Here is a 14,823-nt window from a genome sequence, read left to right as displayed (position 1 = left end):
CTCAGGTTCCGTTCCTTCCCAACAACCGCGCGGCGTTGCCGGAGAACAAGGCCGCCCGCGCCGCCTCCGGGAGGGGATAGTTGTTCCAGGTTTCGACTTCGCGGGACTGGTCGCCCCAGGGTGAATCCGATCCGAAGAGCAGTCGGCCGGGGTCGTGGCGGCCGATGATGGCGGCGAGCACGCCCGGGTCGCCTTCGCCCAGGGCCATCGAAGTCTCCAGGTAGATGTCCTCCCCGGCCAGGAATTCCAGGACTTCCTCCCACAGCCTCCATCCCCCCAGATGGGCGGCGACGAGTTTCAGGTCGGGGAAATCGCGATGAACCTTGAGGATTTTTTCGGGCGAGGCCTGCCGGTTCCCCCCGAACGCGATGTCGTAGCCGGCATGGGTGAGTAGAACGAGGCCGCGGGAACTGAGTTCCTCGTAGAGCGGGTAGAGCCGGCGGTCGTCGAATTCGAACTCCTGGTACATGGGGTGAAGCTTGATCCCGGGCAGCCCGGCGGCCGCCACCGCCTCGGCCTCCGCGGCCGGGTCGGGAGCGAGGGGGTGGATCGAGCCCAGAGGTACGATCCGTTCGCTCCTCACCGACCGGGACCATTCCAGAATGCTGGAGGACTGGCCGGGGCGGGTGGCGATGGAAGCCAGGACCGCCGTCCGGATACCGGCCCGGTCCATCGAGGCCACCAAGCCGGCGATGGTCCCGTCATGGTAAGCCGGGGCATCCCCCGAACTTTTCAGAAGGACTCCCATGGCTTTTTCGGCCAAGGTATCGGGGAAGGCATGCGTGTGAAAGTCGATTATTCCCGGCATCGCGGCTCCGTAGCTTCCGGGGCGGTTTCCCCCCGGTCTGGGCCAACGATACCGCCGCCGCCGGGCGCGGGCCAAGCTAAAATTGAAGTTTCGCCCGCCGCGGTCGTCCGACCCGAAATCAGGCGAGGGGGATGAAGCGGACCCGGTCTCCGCGTTTCAGGGTCGCCGTTCCGGGTTCGACCCGGATCAGGCCCTGCGCGGAAACCAGGGAGAAGAGGTCGCCCGACGACTGCGGGCCGGTGGGGAAAAGCTCGGGGCCTCCCGGCGTTTCGGCCACCCGGGCGGTGACGAAAAAAACCCGGTCTTCGGCGCAGGCGAAATCGGCCCCCATGGTTCCCGTCGCTTCCGGGGGTTCTTCCGGCGGACGCCCCTGCAGGCGCAGCAGAACGGGGCGGACGAACTGCAGAAAGGAGACATAGACGGAGACCGGGTTCCCCGGGAGGCAGAAGATCGGCCGCCCCCGGATGAACCCGTAGGCGAAAGGTTTGCCCGGCCGCATCCGGATACGGTACCGGCGGATATCCGCCCCCCACCGCCGCAGATGCGGGACCACCTCGTCCCGGGCGCCGGCCGAGATGCCCCCCGAGGTCAGAATCAAGTCGGTCCCCGCCGCCCGCTCCAGCCGTTCCTCCAGGGCATGGGGACGATCCCCGGCGATTCCGCAATCGACCGCGACGCCGCCGGCGCCCTCGACCAGGGCGCGCAGGAGGGCCCGGTTGCAGTCCCGGATCTTCCCCTCCTCCGGCGCCCGGCCCGTCTCCGTCAGTTCGTCCCCGGTCGAGATCAGGGCCGCCCGGGGACGGGGGTAGACTTCGATTTCGGCGATGCCCAGGGCGGCCAGGATGGCGATTTCCTGGGGCCGGAGCAGCCGTCCTTTCGGGATTATCAGGGTTCCGGGGAGCAGCGCCGAGCCGGCTTTCCGCACCCAGGCCCCTTCCGGCACCGGGGAGAGGATGCCGACCCGGCCCGACCGCGACCAGGTTCCCGTCTCCACCTCTTCCACCGGGACCACCGCGTCGGCCCCCGGGGGGAGGGGGGCCCCGGTCATGATCGCCGCCGCTTCTCCCCTCCCCAGGGCCGGCCCGGCGGCGCCTCCGGCAGGGATTTCCGCCGTCACCGAAAGAACCGCCGGCGCCCCCGTCGCGGCCCCCGCGGTGTCCCGGGAGCGGAGCGCGTATCCGTCCATGGCGGAGTTGGAGAAAGGGGGGAGCGCGGAAGTCGCCCGATAGTCCCGTGCCGCGGTCCGGCCCGCCGCTTCCGCCAGGGGCGCCGGCCGGGGGGGGAGGGGCTCGATCGCTTCCAGAATGAGGGCCCGGATCGCTTCGATCGGCTCCAGGCTCATTGGCCGCGCAGAAGCCTTTCCAACAGGTCGATGTCCACGTTGTTTTCGATCAGGGTCTGGGTTTCGGCGATCTTCCCCACGCTCTCGGGTTTGATCTTGAACTGGAGCCCGGCGATCTTGGAGGTGATGGTGTACGTGTCGTCCTTGACCGCCACCAGGGGGTAGCCGGTCTTGCGGATCAGTCGCAGGATGTTGCGGTGGGGGAGGATCCCCCCGGTCAGAATGATCCCGCTGAGGTCGGTGTCGGTCTGATCCTCGGTGAGGGCGTGGGTGAGGGAGGCCATGATCAGGTCCTCCCGGTTTCCCGGGGTTATCAGGAGGTAGCGGCCGGTGAAAAAGTCCAGGGCGGTGGAGAGGGGCATGGCCCCGATCACGTATTTCCCGGTCTGAGCGTCGATCCGGTCGTGGCCGGAGATGAGCTCCCCCTTGATCGCCCAGATTATTTCCCGGAGGGTGGGGATGGAGAGCACCTGGTCGAAGGGGACGATTCCCAGCACCTTCAGCCCGCGCGATTCCAGGCTCTTGCGCACCAGGGTGTTCACCTTGTCGAACTTTTCCCCCCGCACCTTGTTCAGGATCACCCCCAGGATCTCGACCCCGTAGTGGTCGAACATCGACTTGTTGAGCAGTATTTCGTCGATGGGCTTGCCCACTCCCCCCAGGCTGACGATGATGACCTTGGCCTCGAGCAGCCGGGCCACTTCGGCGTTGGAGAGGTCGAACACCGATCCCACCCCGGCGTGGCCGGTTCCTTCGATCAGGGTCAGGGACTTGCCCTCCGCCACCCGGTTGAAGCTGTCGACGACCAGTTGCTTGATCCGGCGCGGGTAGGGGTTTCGAATGTAGTCTTCGGTGAAGCCGCGGGGAATGGCGACCGGGCTCATGGCGGCGAGCGGGTCGGCGAAGGCGTAGATCCGCTGCATGAGAACGACGTCCTTGTCGATCCTCTCGCCGTTGATGTCGAGATACTGCTGGCCCACCGGTTTGATGTAGCCGATGGGGTCGAACCGCTTGCGCAGGGAATTGATCAGCCCCAGCGAAACGATGGTTTTACCGTCGTTCTGCCTGGTGGCGGAAACATACAGACGGACCGGTTTGCTCATCGAAGCTCCTGCCGGAGGCGAAAAGCCTCGAGGGTGTTGCGCATGAGCATGGCGATGGTCATGGGGCCGACTCCCCCGGGCACGGGGGTGACGGCGGCGGCCTTTTCCTTCACCGCCTCGAAATCGACGTCGCCCACCAGGATCCGTTTCCCCTCGGGGGTGGCGCCCACCTGGTTGATGCCGACGTCGATCACCACCGCCCCCTCCCGGACCATGTCGGCGGTGATGAACCGGGGCCGGCCGATCGCGGCCACCAGGATGTCCGCGGCCGCGGCGACGCGGCCGATATCGGGGGTCCGGCTGTGGCAGACGGTGACGGTGGCGTTGCCCCGGGGGGATTTGCGCAGGAAGAGGCCGGCCAGGGGGCGGCCGACGACGGCGCTGCGCCCGACGATGACGGCATGGCGCCCCTCGACGGGGATGCCGGAACGGGCCAGCAGTTCGATCACCCCGGCGGGGGTGCAGGGGACGAGGCACGGTTCCCCCCGCCAGAGGCGCCCGACGTTGAGGGGGTGGAATCCGTCGACGTCCTTGAGCGGATCGACCGCCTCCAGGATCCTGCTTTCGTCGACCCCGGCGGGCAGGGGGAGCTGCACCAAGATGCCGTCGACCCGCTCGTCCCGGTTGAGGGCGGCGACCAGTTCCAGGAGTTCCAATTCCCCGGCCCCGTCCCCCAGGCGGTGCTCGAAGGAGGCGATCCCGGCGGCGGCGCAGGCCCGCTGCTTCATCCCCACATAGACCTGAGAAGCCGGGTGGGAGCCGGCCAGGACCACGGCCAGCCCGGGGCGGCGCCCCCAGCGCGCCGCCGCTGCCCGCACGTCCGCCGCCACCTCTTCCCGCACCGCCCGAGCGATCTTCTTTCCATCCAGTATCCGCGCCATCATCCGGCTCCTTCCGAACAGCCAAGGATAATCCGCCCGTGCGCTCCCCGCAAGCACGATTCGGCGCCGTCTCCCGGGTTGCGCTCCCGCGGCGCCGCGCTTATACTGCACCGCGTCAAGGAGGTCACCCATGGGTTCGATTGCCGACAACATCCGCCGCATTCTGGAGGAGATCCCCGGAGGAGTCACTCTGGCGGCCGCCGCCAAGAGCCGGTCCCCCGCGGAGGTGGAAGAGGCGATCGCCGCGGGCGTTTCCGTCATCGGGCAGAACTATCTCCAGGAAGCCGGTTCCGTGCGGCCCCTGGTCCGCGCCCCGGCCCGCTGGCATTTCATCGGCCATCTGCAGCGTCGCAAGGTCCGCGCCGCCCTGGAGCTTTTCGACATGATCGAAACGCTCGATTCCCTGAAGCTGGCCCGGGAGATCGACAGACGCGCGGCCGAGTTGGGCCGGGCGATGGCGGTGCTGATCGAGGTCAACAGCGGGAGAGAACCGCAGAAGCACGGGGTTTTCCCCGAGGACGCGCCCGCGCTTCTGGAAGAGGTGGCGGAGTTGCCCCATCTGCGGGTCGAGGGGCTGATGACCATGGGCCCCCTCACCGGGGATCCGGAAGAGGCGCGGCCTTATTTCGTCGAAACCCGCCGGCTCTTCGAGCGGCTGGGGGAGCGCCTCCCGGGCCGCGCCCGCATGGAGGTTCTCTCCATGGGGATGAGCAACTCATACCCGGTCGCGGTGCAGGAAGGCGCCACCCTGATCAGGGTCGGGACCGCCATCTTCGGGCCCCGCCCGGCGGCGGTTTGAGCGGAGAGGAAAGCGACGATGGAATGCCGACGGGACCGCAACCTGGCCGCGTGCAACTGCACCTACTCCCCCTGCGAGCGCAAGGGGGTATGCTGCGAATGCATCGCCTACCACCGGGAGATGGGGGAGCTGCCCGCCTGTTATTTTCCGGACGAGGCCGAGAAGAGCTGGGACCGTTCCATCGAAAATTTCGTCCGGCTCTATCGGGACCGGGGCCGACGTTGGTGACCGTTTTCCCCATCGATCCGGCGCGGCCCGAACCCCGGGCCCTGGCTGCCGCCGCCGCCGCCGTCCGCCGGGGCGGCCTGGTGGTGTTCCCCACCGAGACCGTGTACGGAATCGGGTTGGACGGGGAGAACCCCGCCGCGGTCGAACGTCTCTACCGGCTCAAGGGCCGCCCTCCGGAGAAACCGCTGGCCCGGCTCATCGCCGATCCCGAGGAAGCGCGGGAACTGGTGGCGCCGCGCTGGCGCCCGCTCCTGGCGCGGTTCTGGCCCGGGCCCCTGACCCTGGTCCTGACCGCGCCCTCCGGCCGGCCCGTAGGATTCCGCTGCCCCGACCATCCCACGGCCCGGGCCCTGGTCCGGGCGGCGGGCGTGGCCTTCGCCGCCACCAGCGCCAACCGCAGCGGGGAAAACCCGGTCTCGACCGGCGCCGCCGCGGCGAGTATATTCGGAGACCGAGTGGACGTGATCCTGGACGCCGGAGCCGTGGGGGGGGGCGAACCGTCGACCGTCGTGGACCTGACGGGCGAGCGCCCGGTGGTGGTCCGGACGGGCCCGGTGACTCCCGACGAGATCGGGGAATGCCTGGGGACCGTCCCGGAGGCCGGCGCCGGGTAAAAGGAGAGAGACGGATGCAGACGTTATGGAAAACCGATCCCGAAGTCGCCCGGTGCATCGAGGAGGAGATCAACCGGCAGGACCGGGAGCTGATTCTGATCGCTTCCGAAAACTACGCCAGCCCCGAAGTCCTGGCGGCCATGGGGACCCCCCTGACCAACAAGTACGCCGAGGGTTACCCGGGGCGGCGTTACTACCGGGGGTGCGAATGGGCGGACCGGGTCGAAAGCCTGGCCGTGGAGCGGGCCCTGGCGCTCTTCGGCGCCGACCACGCCAACGTTCAGCCCCATTCGGGGACCCAGGCCAACCTGGCCGTCCTCATGGCGGCGCTCAAGCCCGGGGAGACCATCCTCTCCATGGATCTGGCCCACGGAGGGCACCTCAGCCACGGGATGAAGATTAATTTTTCCGGGGGCTTCTACGACGTCGTCTCCTACGGGGTCGAACCGGAATCGGGCCTGATCGACTACGGCCGGGTCCGCGATCTGGCCCTGCGCCACCGCCCCCGTCTGATCATCTGCGGGGCCAGCGCCTACCCCCGCGTCCTCGATTTCCGGCGGTTCCGTCAGATCGCCGACGAAGCCGGCGCGGTGCTCCTGGCCGACGTCGCTCATATCGCCGGCTTGGTGGCGGCGAAGCTCCACCCCGACCCGGTCCCCGAAGCCGAGTTCGTGACCATGACCACCCACAAGACCCTGCGCGGTCCCCGGGGAGGCATGGTCCTCTGCCGGGAAGCGTATGCCCGCAAGCTGGACAGCCGGGTTTTCCCGGGGATGCAGGGCGGCCCGCTCATGCACGTGATCGCGGCCAAGGCGGTGGCGTTCGGGGAAGCGCTGCGGCCCGGGTTCGCCGAGTACCAGCAGGCGGTGGTGAAGAACGCCCGGGCCCTGGGGGAAACGCTCCGCGCCCGGGGTTTCCCCCTGGTTTCGGGGGGAACCGATACCCATCTGCTCCTGGTCGATCTTCGGGAGCGGGGGATGACCGGGGCCGAGGCCGACGTGCTCCTGGAGGAGACCGGGATCGTCTGCAACCGCAACCTCATCCCCTTCGACCCCCTGCCCCCGACCAAGACCAGCGGGATCAGGCTGGGGACGCCGGCCGCGACCACCCGGGGTTTGGGCGAAGCCGAGTTCCGCCGGGTGGGGGAGTGGATCGCGGACGTGCTCGAGGCGCCGGGCGACGCGGCCGTCAGGGAGCGGGTCCGGAAAGAGGTACGGGAGCTGACCTCGGCGTTTCCCCTCTATCCTTCCCTGCGGGCGGCATGGGCGCGGCCCGGGTGAGCGCCGGCCGCCGGCCGGCCCGTTTCAGGGCCGGAAGTTGGCCCCCGCCTCGATGTTCGCCCGGGCTTCCAGGTTCCTGACCCATTCCAGGTAGACCACGGAACGTTTGACCTGCAGCGCCCGTTTTTTCCAGAGATCGCGGTCCTCCTCGGGCAGGGGCGCGGCCGGGCGCCTTTCGGTGACTTCCAGTATCCCGTAGCCGTTTTCCAGGGGAACGACCTGGCCGCAGACGGAGCCGACGGGGGTCAGAAAGGCGACCGTGACCAGGTTGGCGGGCGGCCCCGATTCGCTCTCGTCCTCCAGGTTGATCGGCCCGGCGGCGACCGTTTCCAGACCCGCGGCCGCGGCCGCTTCCCGGAACCCGAGCTTCTCTTCCTTCATGGCGGAGTCGATCTTGGCCAGGGCTTCCTGGGCCCGCTCCAGCGTGGCGCGAGCGATCGCCTCGTCGGTCAGATTGGCGACGATGTCCAGGCGGGCTTCGTCCAGGCTCTGCAGGCGCGGTTCGGTCTTGCGGTCGACCCGGAAGAAGACGATCCCCTCCGGGGCGTCGCCGGGATAGGCGATGGGGAAGCTGACGTCCCCGACGGCCATCCGGAAGGCTTCCCGGGCGATCTCCTCCGCCCCGGGCAGCCCGGGGACGGGTCCGTCCTGGGCAAAGGGCCCGGCGGTTTCGATCTCGATCCCTTCGCGCTGGCCGGCTTGCTCCAGGGTCGCCTCGCCGCCGAAGAGCCGGTCGAGTTCCCAGGCTTCCTGTTCGGCTCCCTCGATCGCTCCGCGCAGAACCAGGGCGTCGGCGATCCCGTCCCGGACTTCCTCCAGGGGAGCGGGCTCCCCCGTCCCCTCGGCGAAGGAGGAGAGGTTGTCCCGGTAATAGGCTTCGATCTCTTCCGCTCCGGGGGAGGTTTCGGCGGCGAAGCGGGAATAGGGGATGAGCAGATAGGAGATCTCGACCTGGGGCGGGACTTCGTACGCGCCCGCGTGCTGGCGGTAATATTCGCCGATGACCTCCTCGCCGGGCGCCTCCGGCGCCGGCGTGTCCGCGCTGTCGACGACGGCGTAGTCGAAGAGAACGGAGCCGTTGACTCTCTGGTAGAAATCCTCGACCTCGGCCGGGGAGACCAGGGTGGAATCCGCGACCAGGGCGTTGAGCTTCTCGGTCCGGATCAGGCCCGCGATGAACTCCTCGAAGTTGGCGACTCCGAGCTGGATGCCGGTGAGCCGCTGGCGGTAGAGTTCCTGGTTGAAGGCGCCGTCGATCTGAAAGAGGGGGATGGCCCCGATCAGGGCCGTCATCTCCGTCCGGGCGGCCTCGATCCCGACCTGGCGGGCTTCCCCGTCCAGCAGCAGTTGGCGCCAGGTCTGCCGGAGCAGGTCCTGGTTGTCCACGGCCGTATTCGAGGCCGCGGCCAGGAGCTGGTATCCGCGGTAGATGGGGAGAAACTCGCTGATAAAGACTTCCCGGCCCCAGATGACTCCCACCCGGTTGGCGGGGGTCTGCTCGGGCCGGACCAGGTACCAGACCCCGTACCCCCCCATCCCGATGATGACGATGACGGTGAGCGGGATCAGCACGTGCTTGGCGTTGTTGCGCATTCCCTGAAGCATTATCGACCTCTTGGTAACGGATTCCGGCTTTCCCGGACGGCGCCGGGAAAGTAAAAAGGAATACTATAACCGGCCCGGCGGCAAGGCAACCTCGATCTGAATGGCGGACCCGGCCCGGGATTGTATTGAACCAGGACGGAAAAAGGTTTACCGTGACCCCGGCCGCTCCACCCGGGAAACGTTTCCCGGGGAGCAGGCCCGGTATGGGGATGAAACGAACGCTCAGGATGGCGATCACGGCGGCGGGCGCGGCGGGGGTTTTCTGCTTCGTTCTCTACCTCGCCGGCGTTTTTTCGCCCCCTTTCAACGTCATCCTGATCTCGCTGGACACGCTCCGGGCGGACCATCTCGGCTGCTACGGGTACCCGGGGGGAACGTCCCCCGTCATCGACGCCCTGGCCCGGGAAGGAGTGCTCTTCGAACAGGCGGGGACGGTCATGCCGGTGACGGCCCCGGCCCACGCCAGCATGTTGACCTCGCTCTACCCCGAGGGCCACGGCATCGCTTCGAACTGGCCCGACCGCCCGCTGCGGCCGGCCTGCGCCGTCCTGCCCGGGATTTTCCGGGACCGGGGGTACCGCACGGCGGCCGTCGTCCAGGCCCCGACCCTGCGTCGGGAACTGGGTCTCGACCGGGGTTTCGACCTCTACCTCGAACCCTTCCGGCAGAACAGCCGGAGCGACCGGGTCACCGATCTCTGCCTCGACTTCATCGACCGGGAGGATAAGCCGTTCTTCATTTTCCTCAACTACTACGACTGTCACGGCCCCTACAACCCCCCCGATGAATACGCACGCAGGTTTCTGGATGCCGCTCCCGCCGAGCGGGAGCGGCTGGAGCGGGTGAGGAGCGGCCTGGTGCTCGAAGGGGTCTCTCCCGCCGCGGACGACGTGCGCAAGCTCGAGGCCCTCTACGACGGGGAGATCGGCTGGGTCGACGCCTGCCTGGGCGCCTTGATCGAGGGCCTGAGAAAGCGCGGCCTGCTCGAGCGCACGGTCGTCGTCCTCACGGCCGACCACGGGGAAGGGTTCGAGCACGACTACTTTTTCGACCACGGCGACCGGCTCTACGAACCGGAGATCCACGTTCCCCTGATCGTCCGGGCCCCGGGGGAGAAGCTGCCGCGGGGGAAAAGGGTGTCGGGAACGGTGTCGGTCCTCGATCTCGCCCCCACCTGCCTGGAGCTGGCGGGGATGGAGCCGCCGCCGGAGTGGCGCCCGGAGGGGCGGAGCCTGGTCCCGCTCGCCCGGGGGGAAGACGGCGGCCTGCCCCGCTTCTCCCAGGTCAGGTACCGCAAGCTCGCTCCCCAGTCCCGGGGCGGTATGCTCTCGGTCACCAGCGGCTCGTGGAAGCTGGTGACGCCGGCGGACACCGGGAAACGGCTGGCCCCGGAACGCGGAGAACTCTACGACCTGGCCCGGGACCCGGGGGAAGAGAACAACCTCATCCGGGAGGAGCCGGAACAAGCGCGGCGGCTTCTGCGCCTGCTCCGGGCCTGGGTGGACCGGTTCCGAGCCGCGGCTCCCGGAGGGTCCGGAGGAGAGGAAGGTGAGCTCCTGCGGCCCGACGAAGAAACCGTCAAACGGCTTCGGGCCCTGGGTTATGTTTTCTGACGCCGTCCGCTCCCCCGACTTCTTCGACCGCCGGGCCGGCGACTGCGAGGAGCTGATCCGGGAAAGCCTGGGTCGGTGGGGCGGGGACCTTGCCTACTACTGGCGGGCCAAGATCGAAGTCGTGCGGGCGGCGCGCCAGCGGCCGCCGCGGCGGATCCTGGATTTCGGCTGCGGAACCGGTCGCGGCCTCGGGCACCTGGCCCGGCTTTTCCCCTCGGCGGAGATCACGGCCTACGATCCCGCCCCCGGCTGCGTGGAAATCGCCCGCCGGGCTTATCCGGGGGTCCGGTTTCCGAGCGCGGAGAGCTGGCCGGGGAAGGGAACGGGTTCGACCTGGTCGTGGCGGCGTGCGTCTTCCACCACGTGCCCCCGCCGGAGCTGCCCGGCGTGGCGGCCGCGGTCCGGTCCCTGCTGGGGGCAGGCGGCGACCTCTTCGTCTTCGAACACAACCCTCTCAACCCCCTCACCGTCCGCGCGGTCAAAGCCTGCGCCCTGGACCGGGGCACGCGCCTGATCCCGCGCCGTCGCCTGGCCGGACTCCTCCGCCGCGCCGGTCTGGCTCCCGTCGCCGGCGGTTACTTTCTGTTTTTTCCTCCCGGCCTGGCGCCGCCGGCCGCGGTCGCGCGGGTCCTGGGGCGCCTGCCGCTGGGGGCGCAGTATTATATCCGGGCCCGCCGCGCCCCCGGCGCCCCTTGACGGCGGCCGGGGCTCTCTTCTACTATACCGGCTGATCAGCTACCGGCGGAGGTTTCCATGAAATACGCGATCGCGCTCGTACTCCTGGGCGTTCTGGCCGTCCTGGCGGCGGGGTGCACCACCACCCACGACGATTCTTCTCTTCCCTGGGCCGAGCCCGAACCCTGGGAGAACCAGCCCAACTTCGGAGTCCCCTATTGATGCTTTCCCGCCGGCGTCCGCGCCTTTTACTCGTCCTTCTCGCCGCCGCCGCCTGCCTGGCCCGTCCGGCCCCGGGAAGGGCCGAAGCCCGGGGCCTCTGGGTCGAGTGCGAGGGGACCAACGCCACCCTCGACACCCGGGAACGGATCGACCAACTGGTGGAGCGTGCCCGCGCCGGCAATTTCAACGTCCTCTACGTCCAGGTCTACCGCCACGACCGGGCCTGGTTCAACAGCGCCATCGCCGACGCCACCCCCTACCGGACGGTCTTTTCCCGGGAAAAGATGGATCCGCTCTCCTACCTGCTCCAGAAAGCGCACGCCGCCGGCATCCAGGTTCACGCCTGGATGAACATGTTCCGGATCGGGAAGGATCTCTCCGCGCCGGTGGTGCGCCGGCTCGGCCGCGAGGTCGTCACCCGGGACGGGGCCGGGAAGTCGCTGGCGGACTACAAACCCGAACTGCTCCCCGACGGCGGGTATTGGCTCGACCCCGGGGACAAGCGGGTCTGCCGCTATTTGCTGGAAGTGATCGCCGAACTGATCCGGAAGTACCCGGGGGTGGACGGGGTCCATCTCGATTTCATCCGCTACCCCTACGCATCGGCGACCGGCGGCTCCCTCTGGGCGGGGCGCCGCGATTTCGGTTACGGCGCGGAGAGCGCCGCCCGGTTCCGGGAGTGGACCGGACTCGATCCTTTGAAGATGGAGCTGACCAGGGAAAACTGCCAGGCCTGGGACAACTGGCGCCGGTTCCAGGTCAACGTCTTCGTGGAGTCGGTGACCGACCTGGCCCGGAGCCTCAAACCCTCCCTGACGGTTTCGGCGGCCGCCGTGGCCTGGGCGGACCGGGCCTACCTCAGTTCCTTCCAGGACTGGCGCCGGTGGCTGGAGGAAGGGCTGTTGGACGTGGTGGTGGTCATGAACTACAGTACCGACGAACGGGTGACCCGGTATCTTACCAACGCCGCCCTGGCCGCCCAGGCCAAGCGCCGGGTCTACATCGGACTGGGCGCCTACCTGCTCATGAAGAAGCTGCCCGTCCTCTTCAAGGAGATCGAGGACGCCCGCGCGGCCTCGGCGCCGGGGATCGTCTTCTTCTCCTACGACGCCCTCTGCGAAGACCCCGGGCTGTTCGCCCTGCTGGGGAAGCAGTATTTTCCCGCCCCCGCGCCCGTCCCGCCGCTTCCCTGGAAACGGTAGGAGAAAGGCCGTGGGCCGGATCGAAACCCCCGAACCGGTGCAGCTGCTGGCGGGTCTGCTGGCCGCCGACCGGGAGTGGCTGGAGCGCGGCGAAGCGGCCGTCCGCGGTCTCTTCGGGGAGTGGGAAGCCGCCAGCCGGGTCCGGCCCTTCGTCTGGAGTTCGTACTACCGCCGGGAGCTGGGCGAGGAGCCCCTGCGGCGGTACCTGGTCTTCCGGCGTCTGATCGACCCCGGGGAGTTGGCGGAGCTCAAGGTCCGCAGCAACGAACTGGAAGCAACCCTCTCGGAAGGGGGAGAGAGGAAGGTCAACATCGACCCGGGGTACCTCGACCTCTCGCGCCTGGTGCTGGCTTCGACCAAGGACGCTTCCTGGCGGATCTACATCGGCGGCGGGATCCGGGCCGAGGTCACGCTCCGTTTCGTCGCGGGCGGCTTCAAGCCCTGGGAGTGGACCTACCCCGATTACCGGGACCCGGAAACCCTGGAGTTTTTCGACCGGTCCCGCGAGGAGTTCCGCCTTCGCCGCAACCGGGAGAAAGCCGGGTAGAGCGTCCGGCTCAGGAAGCGAACGGTTTGGGGGCGGGAGCCAGGTCGACCGAGTCGACGAAACCCACGCAGACCGCCCGCACCACCCCCTTGGGGCCGGTCTGGAGCGTCTGCCGGGCGCCATTGCCTTCGTCGATGAGAAGAACCACGTCCCCGTCGCCGGCCTGGCAGCGGTCGAAAGCCACCACGTAATCCCCCGAATCCGAGCCGTCGGGTTCGAGCAGCTTGACCAGCAGCTGCTTTTCCCCCCGGTAGTGGGGGAGCTTCAGGGTCGCCACCACGGTCCCGATGACGCGCCCGATCTTCATCCGCGCGCGACCTCGTCCACGATCCCGGTGATGGCGGCGTCGGAGGGGTTGAAGGGCTCGCCCAGGGGGATGGTGGCTTCGCGTCCGCCGATGTAGGTGACCATCTGCCCGGGGCCGGATTGCTGGGTGTCGTTGGCCACCAGGGGCTCTCCGTCCGGCTTGAGGTTCTCGTCCAGGGGCTGGACGATCAGGAACTTCTCGCCCTGGAAGCAGTCGAGCTGCTTGGCCGCGACCACGGTTCCGATGACGCGCCCCAGCTTCACGCTTCGGCCTCCCCCTTGCGGTAGACCGTACGCCCCTCGACCTCCCAGGTCTCCACCACCGCCAGGATGACGGCGTCGTTGGGGCGGTCCCGGGTGATCTCGGTCTGTCGGGCCGAACTCCCGGTGGAGTAGAGGACCACTTCCCCCCGGTCGGCCCCGATCGGGTCGGAAGCGACAACGTAGCCTTTCCCGGGCCGGTTTTCCACGTCCAGATCGCGCAGGAGAAGGAAGGGGATCCCCTCCATCTGCGGGTCCTTCTTGGTGGCGACCACCGTCCCGGCTACTTGGGCGAACTTCATCGTCTTCTCCTCGCTTGCAAAAAAAGGTTACCGGCCGCCCTCCGGCGAGACAAGGGAAATCGGTGGGGGAAGGGGGCAGGGGGAAGGGGGAAGAAGAGGGTTCAGGGTTCGGGGTTCAGGAAGGACTTGCCTGACGGCAGACAGGTGCGGGGATTCACCATGTAGACATGTAGGGGGAATACCAGGGTTCAGGGTTCGGGGTTCAGGAAGGGGATTCTACCATGAAGGACATGAAGTTCATGAAGGGAAGGAGATGGGAATTACCACGGAGGTCACGGAGGGGGAAAAGAGGGTTCGGGGTTCAGGAAGGGGGATTCTACCATGAAGGACATGAAGTTTATGAAGGGAAGGAGATGGGAATTACCACGGAGGTCACGGAGGGGGAAAAGAGAGGGTTCAGGAGAGGGAAGCATAGGGGGAAAGAGGGTTCAGGGTTTGGGGTTCAGGAAGGGGGAAGGGGAGGGAAGAAGAGGGTTCAGGGTTCGGGGGAGGGAAGCATAGAGCAGAGAGCATAGGAGGGGAAAGGAAGGGAGGGGGTCCACAGACCTGCCTGCCGGCAGGCAGGTTTACACAGATAGAGAGTGAATTCAGAATACAGTATTCAGAATTCAGTAGGGGGACCCCCGCCGCAGCCTCTGAAGGAGTCCACGAACCTGCCTTCCGGCCGGTAGGTTTCACAGATAGGGAGGAGTTGAGAGTAGGGGGCTTAGAACAGAGTGCCTAGCATTGAAATCTTTTTCCACGTTCCATCCCTTTCCCCCGATCTGCGTAATCTTAGTTTCACCATGAAGAGCATAAGGGGGAAGAGGAAAAATAAGGTTTTACACTATGACCCGGCTATGTGCGCTATGTTCCCCTAAATAGTCGATAAGATTGCGGGAATGAGCTTGTTTAGTTGTGCTCGGCCAGCCTAATATCAAGCAAAAGATAAGCTTGCGCATATCAACGTGAAAGCCGGCCCATTGATGGATAGGGCCGGGAAGAAGGACGGAGAAAAGATGGGATCGCTGTTCCCTTACGCCAACGTTGTCGCGG

18 protein-coding genes are annotated in these 14,823 nt (G+C 67.6%); 10 read left to right on the top strand and 8 right to left on the bottom strand.

From position 1 onward, the window contains the following. Position 1: 1 nt before the first annotated feature. From PLZ73_10355 to folD, 4 genes are all read right to left on the bottom strand, one after another. On the bottom strand, positions 2 to 808 hold the full coding sequence (locus tag PLZ73_10355) for an amidohydrolase family protein (protein ID HOO78273.1): 807 nt from the start codon (positions 806 to 808) through the stop codon (positions 2 to 4). Between the two features lie 118 nt (positions 809 to 926). After that, positions 927 to 2,150, bottom strand: a complete 1,224-nt coding sequence (locus tag PLZ73_10350; GenBank protein ID HOO78272.1) for a molybdopterin molybdotransferase MoeA — start codon at positions 2,148 to 2,150, stop codon at positions 927 to 929. Next, positions 2,147 to 3,253 (bottom strand): AAA family ATPase, encoded by a 1,107-nt coding sequence (locus PLZ73_10345; protein ID HOO78271.1) that lies wholly within the window; start codon positions 3,251 to 3,253, stop codon positions 2,147 to 2,149. The genes PLZ73_10350 and PLZ73_10345 overlap by 4 nt, the downstream gene beginning before the upstream one ends. Further along, on the bottom strand, positions 3,250 to 4,137 hold the full coding sequence (gene folD / locus PLZ73_10340; GenBank protein HOO78270.1) for a bifunctional methylenetetrahydrofolate dehydrogenase/methenyltetrahydrofolate cyclohydrolase FolD: 888 nt from the start codon (positions 4,135 to 4,137) through the stop codon (positions 3,250 to 3,252). The genes PLZ73_10345 and folD overlap by 4 nt, the downstream gene beginning before the upstream one ends. Positions 4,138 to 4,264: 127 nt before the next feature. Between folD and PLZ73_10335 the strand changes: the two genes are divergently transcribed. The 4 genes from PLZ73_10335 to glyA are packed head-to-tail and all read left to right on the top strand — an operon-like array spanning position 4,265 to position 7,055. Beyond that, the gene (locus PLZ73_10335) at positions 4,265 to 4,933 is read left to right on the top strand and encodes a YggS family pyridoxal phosphate-dependent enzyme (protein ID HOO78269.1); all 669 of its coding nucleotides are present in this window, start codon (positions 4,265 to 4,267) and stop codon (positions 4,931 to 4,933) included. 18 nt (positions 4,934 to 4,951) lie between these two features. Beyond that, positions 4,952 to 5,161, top strand: coding sequence for a DUF6485 family protein (locus tag PLZ73_10330; GenBank protein HOO78268.1), 210 nt, complete (start codon positions 4,952 to 4,954; stop codon positions 5,159 to 5,161). Beyond that, positions 5,158 to 5,775 (top strand): L-threonylcarbamoyladenylate synthase, encoded by a 618-nt coding sequence (locus PLZ73_10325; GenBank protein HOO78267.1) that lies wholly within the window; start codon positions 5,158 to 5,160, stop codon positions 5,773 to 5,775. The genes PLZ73_10330 and PLZ73_10325 overlap by 4 nt, the downstream gene beginning before the upstream one ends. 14 nt (positions 5,776 to 5,789) lie before the next feature. After that, on the top strand, positions 5,790 to 7,055 hold the full coding sequence (glyA, locus tag PLZ73_10320; GenBank protein HOO78266.1) for a serine hydroxymethyltransferase: 1,266 nt from the start codon (positions 5,790 to 5,792) through the stop codon (positions 7,053 to 7,055). 24 nt (positions 7,056 to 7,079) lie between these two features. Here glyA and PLZ73_10315 read toward each other — a convergent pair whose 3' ends face one another. Continuing rightward, positions 7,080 to 8,660: a peptidylprolyl isomerase gene (locus PLZ73_10315; protein HOO78265.1), complete on the bottom strand. Its 1,581-nt coding sequence runs from the start codon at positions 8,658 to 8,660 to the stop codon at positions 7,080 to 7,082. 203 nt (positions 8,661 to 8,863) lie between these two features. Between PLZ73_10315 and PLZ73_10310 the strand changes: the two genes are divergently transcribed. From PLZ73_10310 to PLZ73_10290, 5 genes are all read left to right on the top strand, one after another. Beyond that, positions 8,864 to 10,273: a sulfatase gene (locus PLZ73_10310; GenBank protein ID HOO78264.1), complete on the top strand. Its 1,410-nt coding sequence runs from the start codon at positions 8,864 to 8,866 to the stop codon at positions 10,271 to 10,273. A 339-nt stretch (positions 10,274 to 10,612) separates the two neighbouring features. Continuing rightward, on the top strand, positions 10,613 to 10,969 hold the full coding sequence (locus PLZ73_10305; protein HOO78263.1) for a hypothetical protein: 357 nt from the start codon (positions 10,613 to 10,615) through the stop codon (positions 10,967 to 10,969). A 57-nt stretch (positions 10,970 to 11,026) separates the two neighbouring features. Continuing rightward, entirely contained in the window at positions 11,027 to 11,170 is a 144-nt protein-coding gene (locus PLZ73_10300; GenBank protein HOO78262.1) for a hypothetical protein, read from the top strand. Then, positions 11,170 to 12,372: a family 10 glycosylhydrolase gene (locus tag PLZ73_10295; protein ID HOO78261.1), complete on the top strand. Its 1,203-nt coding sequence runs from the start codon at positions 11,170 to 11,172 to the stop codon at positions 12,370 to 12,372. Before PLZ73_10300 ends, PLZ73_10295 begins: the two co-directional genes overlap by 1 nt. Before the next feature lie 10 nt (positions 12,373 to 12,382). Further along, complete coding sequence (locus PLZ73_10290) at positions 12,383 to 12,919, top strand: DUF4416 family protein (GenBank protein ID HOO78260.1); 537 nt, start codon at positions 12,383 to 12,385, stop codon at positions 12,917 to 12,919. A gap of 10 nt (positions 12,920 to 12,929) precedes the next feature. Here the strand turns inward: PLZ73_10290 and PLZ73_10285 are convergent, their stop codons facing one another. From PLZ73_10285 to PLZ73_10275, 3 genes are read right to left on the bottom strand one after another with little or no spacing between them, the layout of a single operon-like run. Further along, positions 12,930 to 13,226, bottom strand: coding sequence for a EutN/CcmL family microcompartment protein (locus PLZ73_10285; GenBank protein HOO78259.1), 297 nt, complete (start codon positions 13,224 to 13,226; stop codon positions 12,930 to 12,932). After that, a complete protein-coding gene (locus PLZ73_10280) occupies positions 13,223 to 13,489 on the bottom strand; it encodes a EutN/CcmL family microcompartment protein (GenBank protein ID HOO78258.1) in 267 nt (88 codons plus the stop codon). The genes PLZ73_10285 and PLZ73_10280 overlap by 4 nt, the downstream gene beginning before the upstream one ends. Continuing rightward, positions 13,486 to 13,788, bottom strand: a complete 303-nt coding sequence (locus PLZ73_10275) for a EutN/CcmL family microcompartment protein (protein ID HOO78257.1) — start codon at positions 13,786 to 13,788, stop codon at positions 13,486 to 13,488. The genes PLZ73_10280 and PLZ73_10275 overlap by 4 nt, the downstream gene beginning before the upstream one ends. 221 nt (positions 13,789 to 14,009) lie before the next feature. Between PLZ73_10275 and PLZ73_10270 the strand changes: the two genes are divergently transcribed. Then, the gene (locus PLZ73_10270; GenBank protein ID HOO78256.1) at positions 14,010 to 14,303 is read left to right on the top strand and encodes a hypothetical protein; all 294 of its coding nucleotides are present in this window, start codon (positions 14,010 to 14,012) and stop codon (positions 14,301 to 14,303) included. Positions 14,304 to 14,823 lie beyond the last annotated feature (520 nt).

Source organism: bacterium (assembly GCA_035380285.1).
In the GTDB taxonomy this organism is placed as follows: domain Bacteria; phylum Auribacterota; class Erginobacteria; order Erginobacterales; family DAOSXE01; genus DAOSXE01.
The sequence above is the reverse complement of the archived record's forward strand: the minus strand, read 5'-3'. Positions and strand labels throughout refer to the sequence as shown.

What these genes read in the sequence shown, in the direction of transcription:
- PLZ73_10355 (HOO78273.1), bottom strand. Translation starts at nt 808, where the DNA reads ATGCCGGGAATAATCGACTTTCACACGCATGCCTTCCCCGATACCTTG.
- PLZ73_10350 (HOO78272.1), bottom strand. Translation starts at nt 2,150, where the DNA reads ATGAGCCTGGAGCCGATCGAAGCGATCCGGGCCCTCATTCTGGAAGCG.
- PLZ73_10345 (HOO78271.1), bottom strand. Translation starts at nt 3,253, where the DNA reads ATGAGCAAACCGGTCCGTCTGTATGTTTCCGCCACCAGGCAGAACGAC.
- folD (HOO78270.1), bottom strand. Translation starts at nt 4,137, where the DNA reads ATGATGGCGCGGATACTGGATGGAAAGAAGATCGCTCGGGCGGTGCGG.
- PLZ73_10335 (HOO78269.1), top strand. Translation starts at nt 4,265, where the DNA reads ATGGGTTCGATTGCCGACAACATCCGCCGCATTCTGGAGGAGATCCCC.
- PLZ73_10330 (HOO78268.1), top strand. Translation starts at nt 4,952, where the DNA reads ATGGAATGCCGACGGGACCGCAACCTGGCCGCGTGCAACTGCACCTAC.
- glyA (HOO78266.1), top strand. Translation starts at nt 5,790, where the DNA reads ATGCAGACGTTATGGAAAACCGATCCCGAAGTCGCCCGGTGCATCGAG.
- PLZ73_10315 (HOO78265.1), bottom strand. Translation starts at nt 8,660, where the DNA reads ATGCTTCAGGGAATGCGCAACAACGCCAAGCACGTGCTGATCCCGCTC.
- PLZ73_10310 (HOO78264.1), top strand. Translation starts at nt 8,864, where the DNA reads ATGGGGATGAAACGAACGCTCAGGATGGCGATCACGGCGGCGGGCGCG.
- PLZ73_10300 (HOO78262.1), top strand. Translation starts at nt 11,027, where the DNA reads ATGAAATACGCGATCGCGCTCGTACTCCTGGGCGTTCTGGCCGTCCTG.
- PLZ73_10295 (HOO78261.1), top strand. Translation starts at nt 11,170, where the DNA reads ATGCTTTCCCGCCGGCGTCCGCGCCTTTTACTCGTCCTTCTCGCCGCC.
- PLZ73_10285 (HOO78259.1), bottom strand. Translation starts at nt 13,226, where the DNA reads ATGAAGATCGGGCGCGTCATCGGGACCGTGGTGGCGACCCTGAAGCTC.
- PLZ73_10275 (HOO78257.1), bottom strand. Translation starts at nt 13,788, where the DNA reads ATGAAGTTCGCCCAAGTAGCCGGGACGGTGGTCGCCACCAAGAAGGAC.
- PLZ73_10270 (HOO78256.1), top strand. Translation starts at nt 14,010, where the DNA reads ATGAAGGACATGAAGTTCATGAAGGGAAGGAGATGGGAATTACCACGG.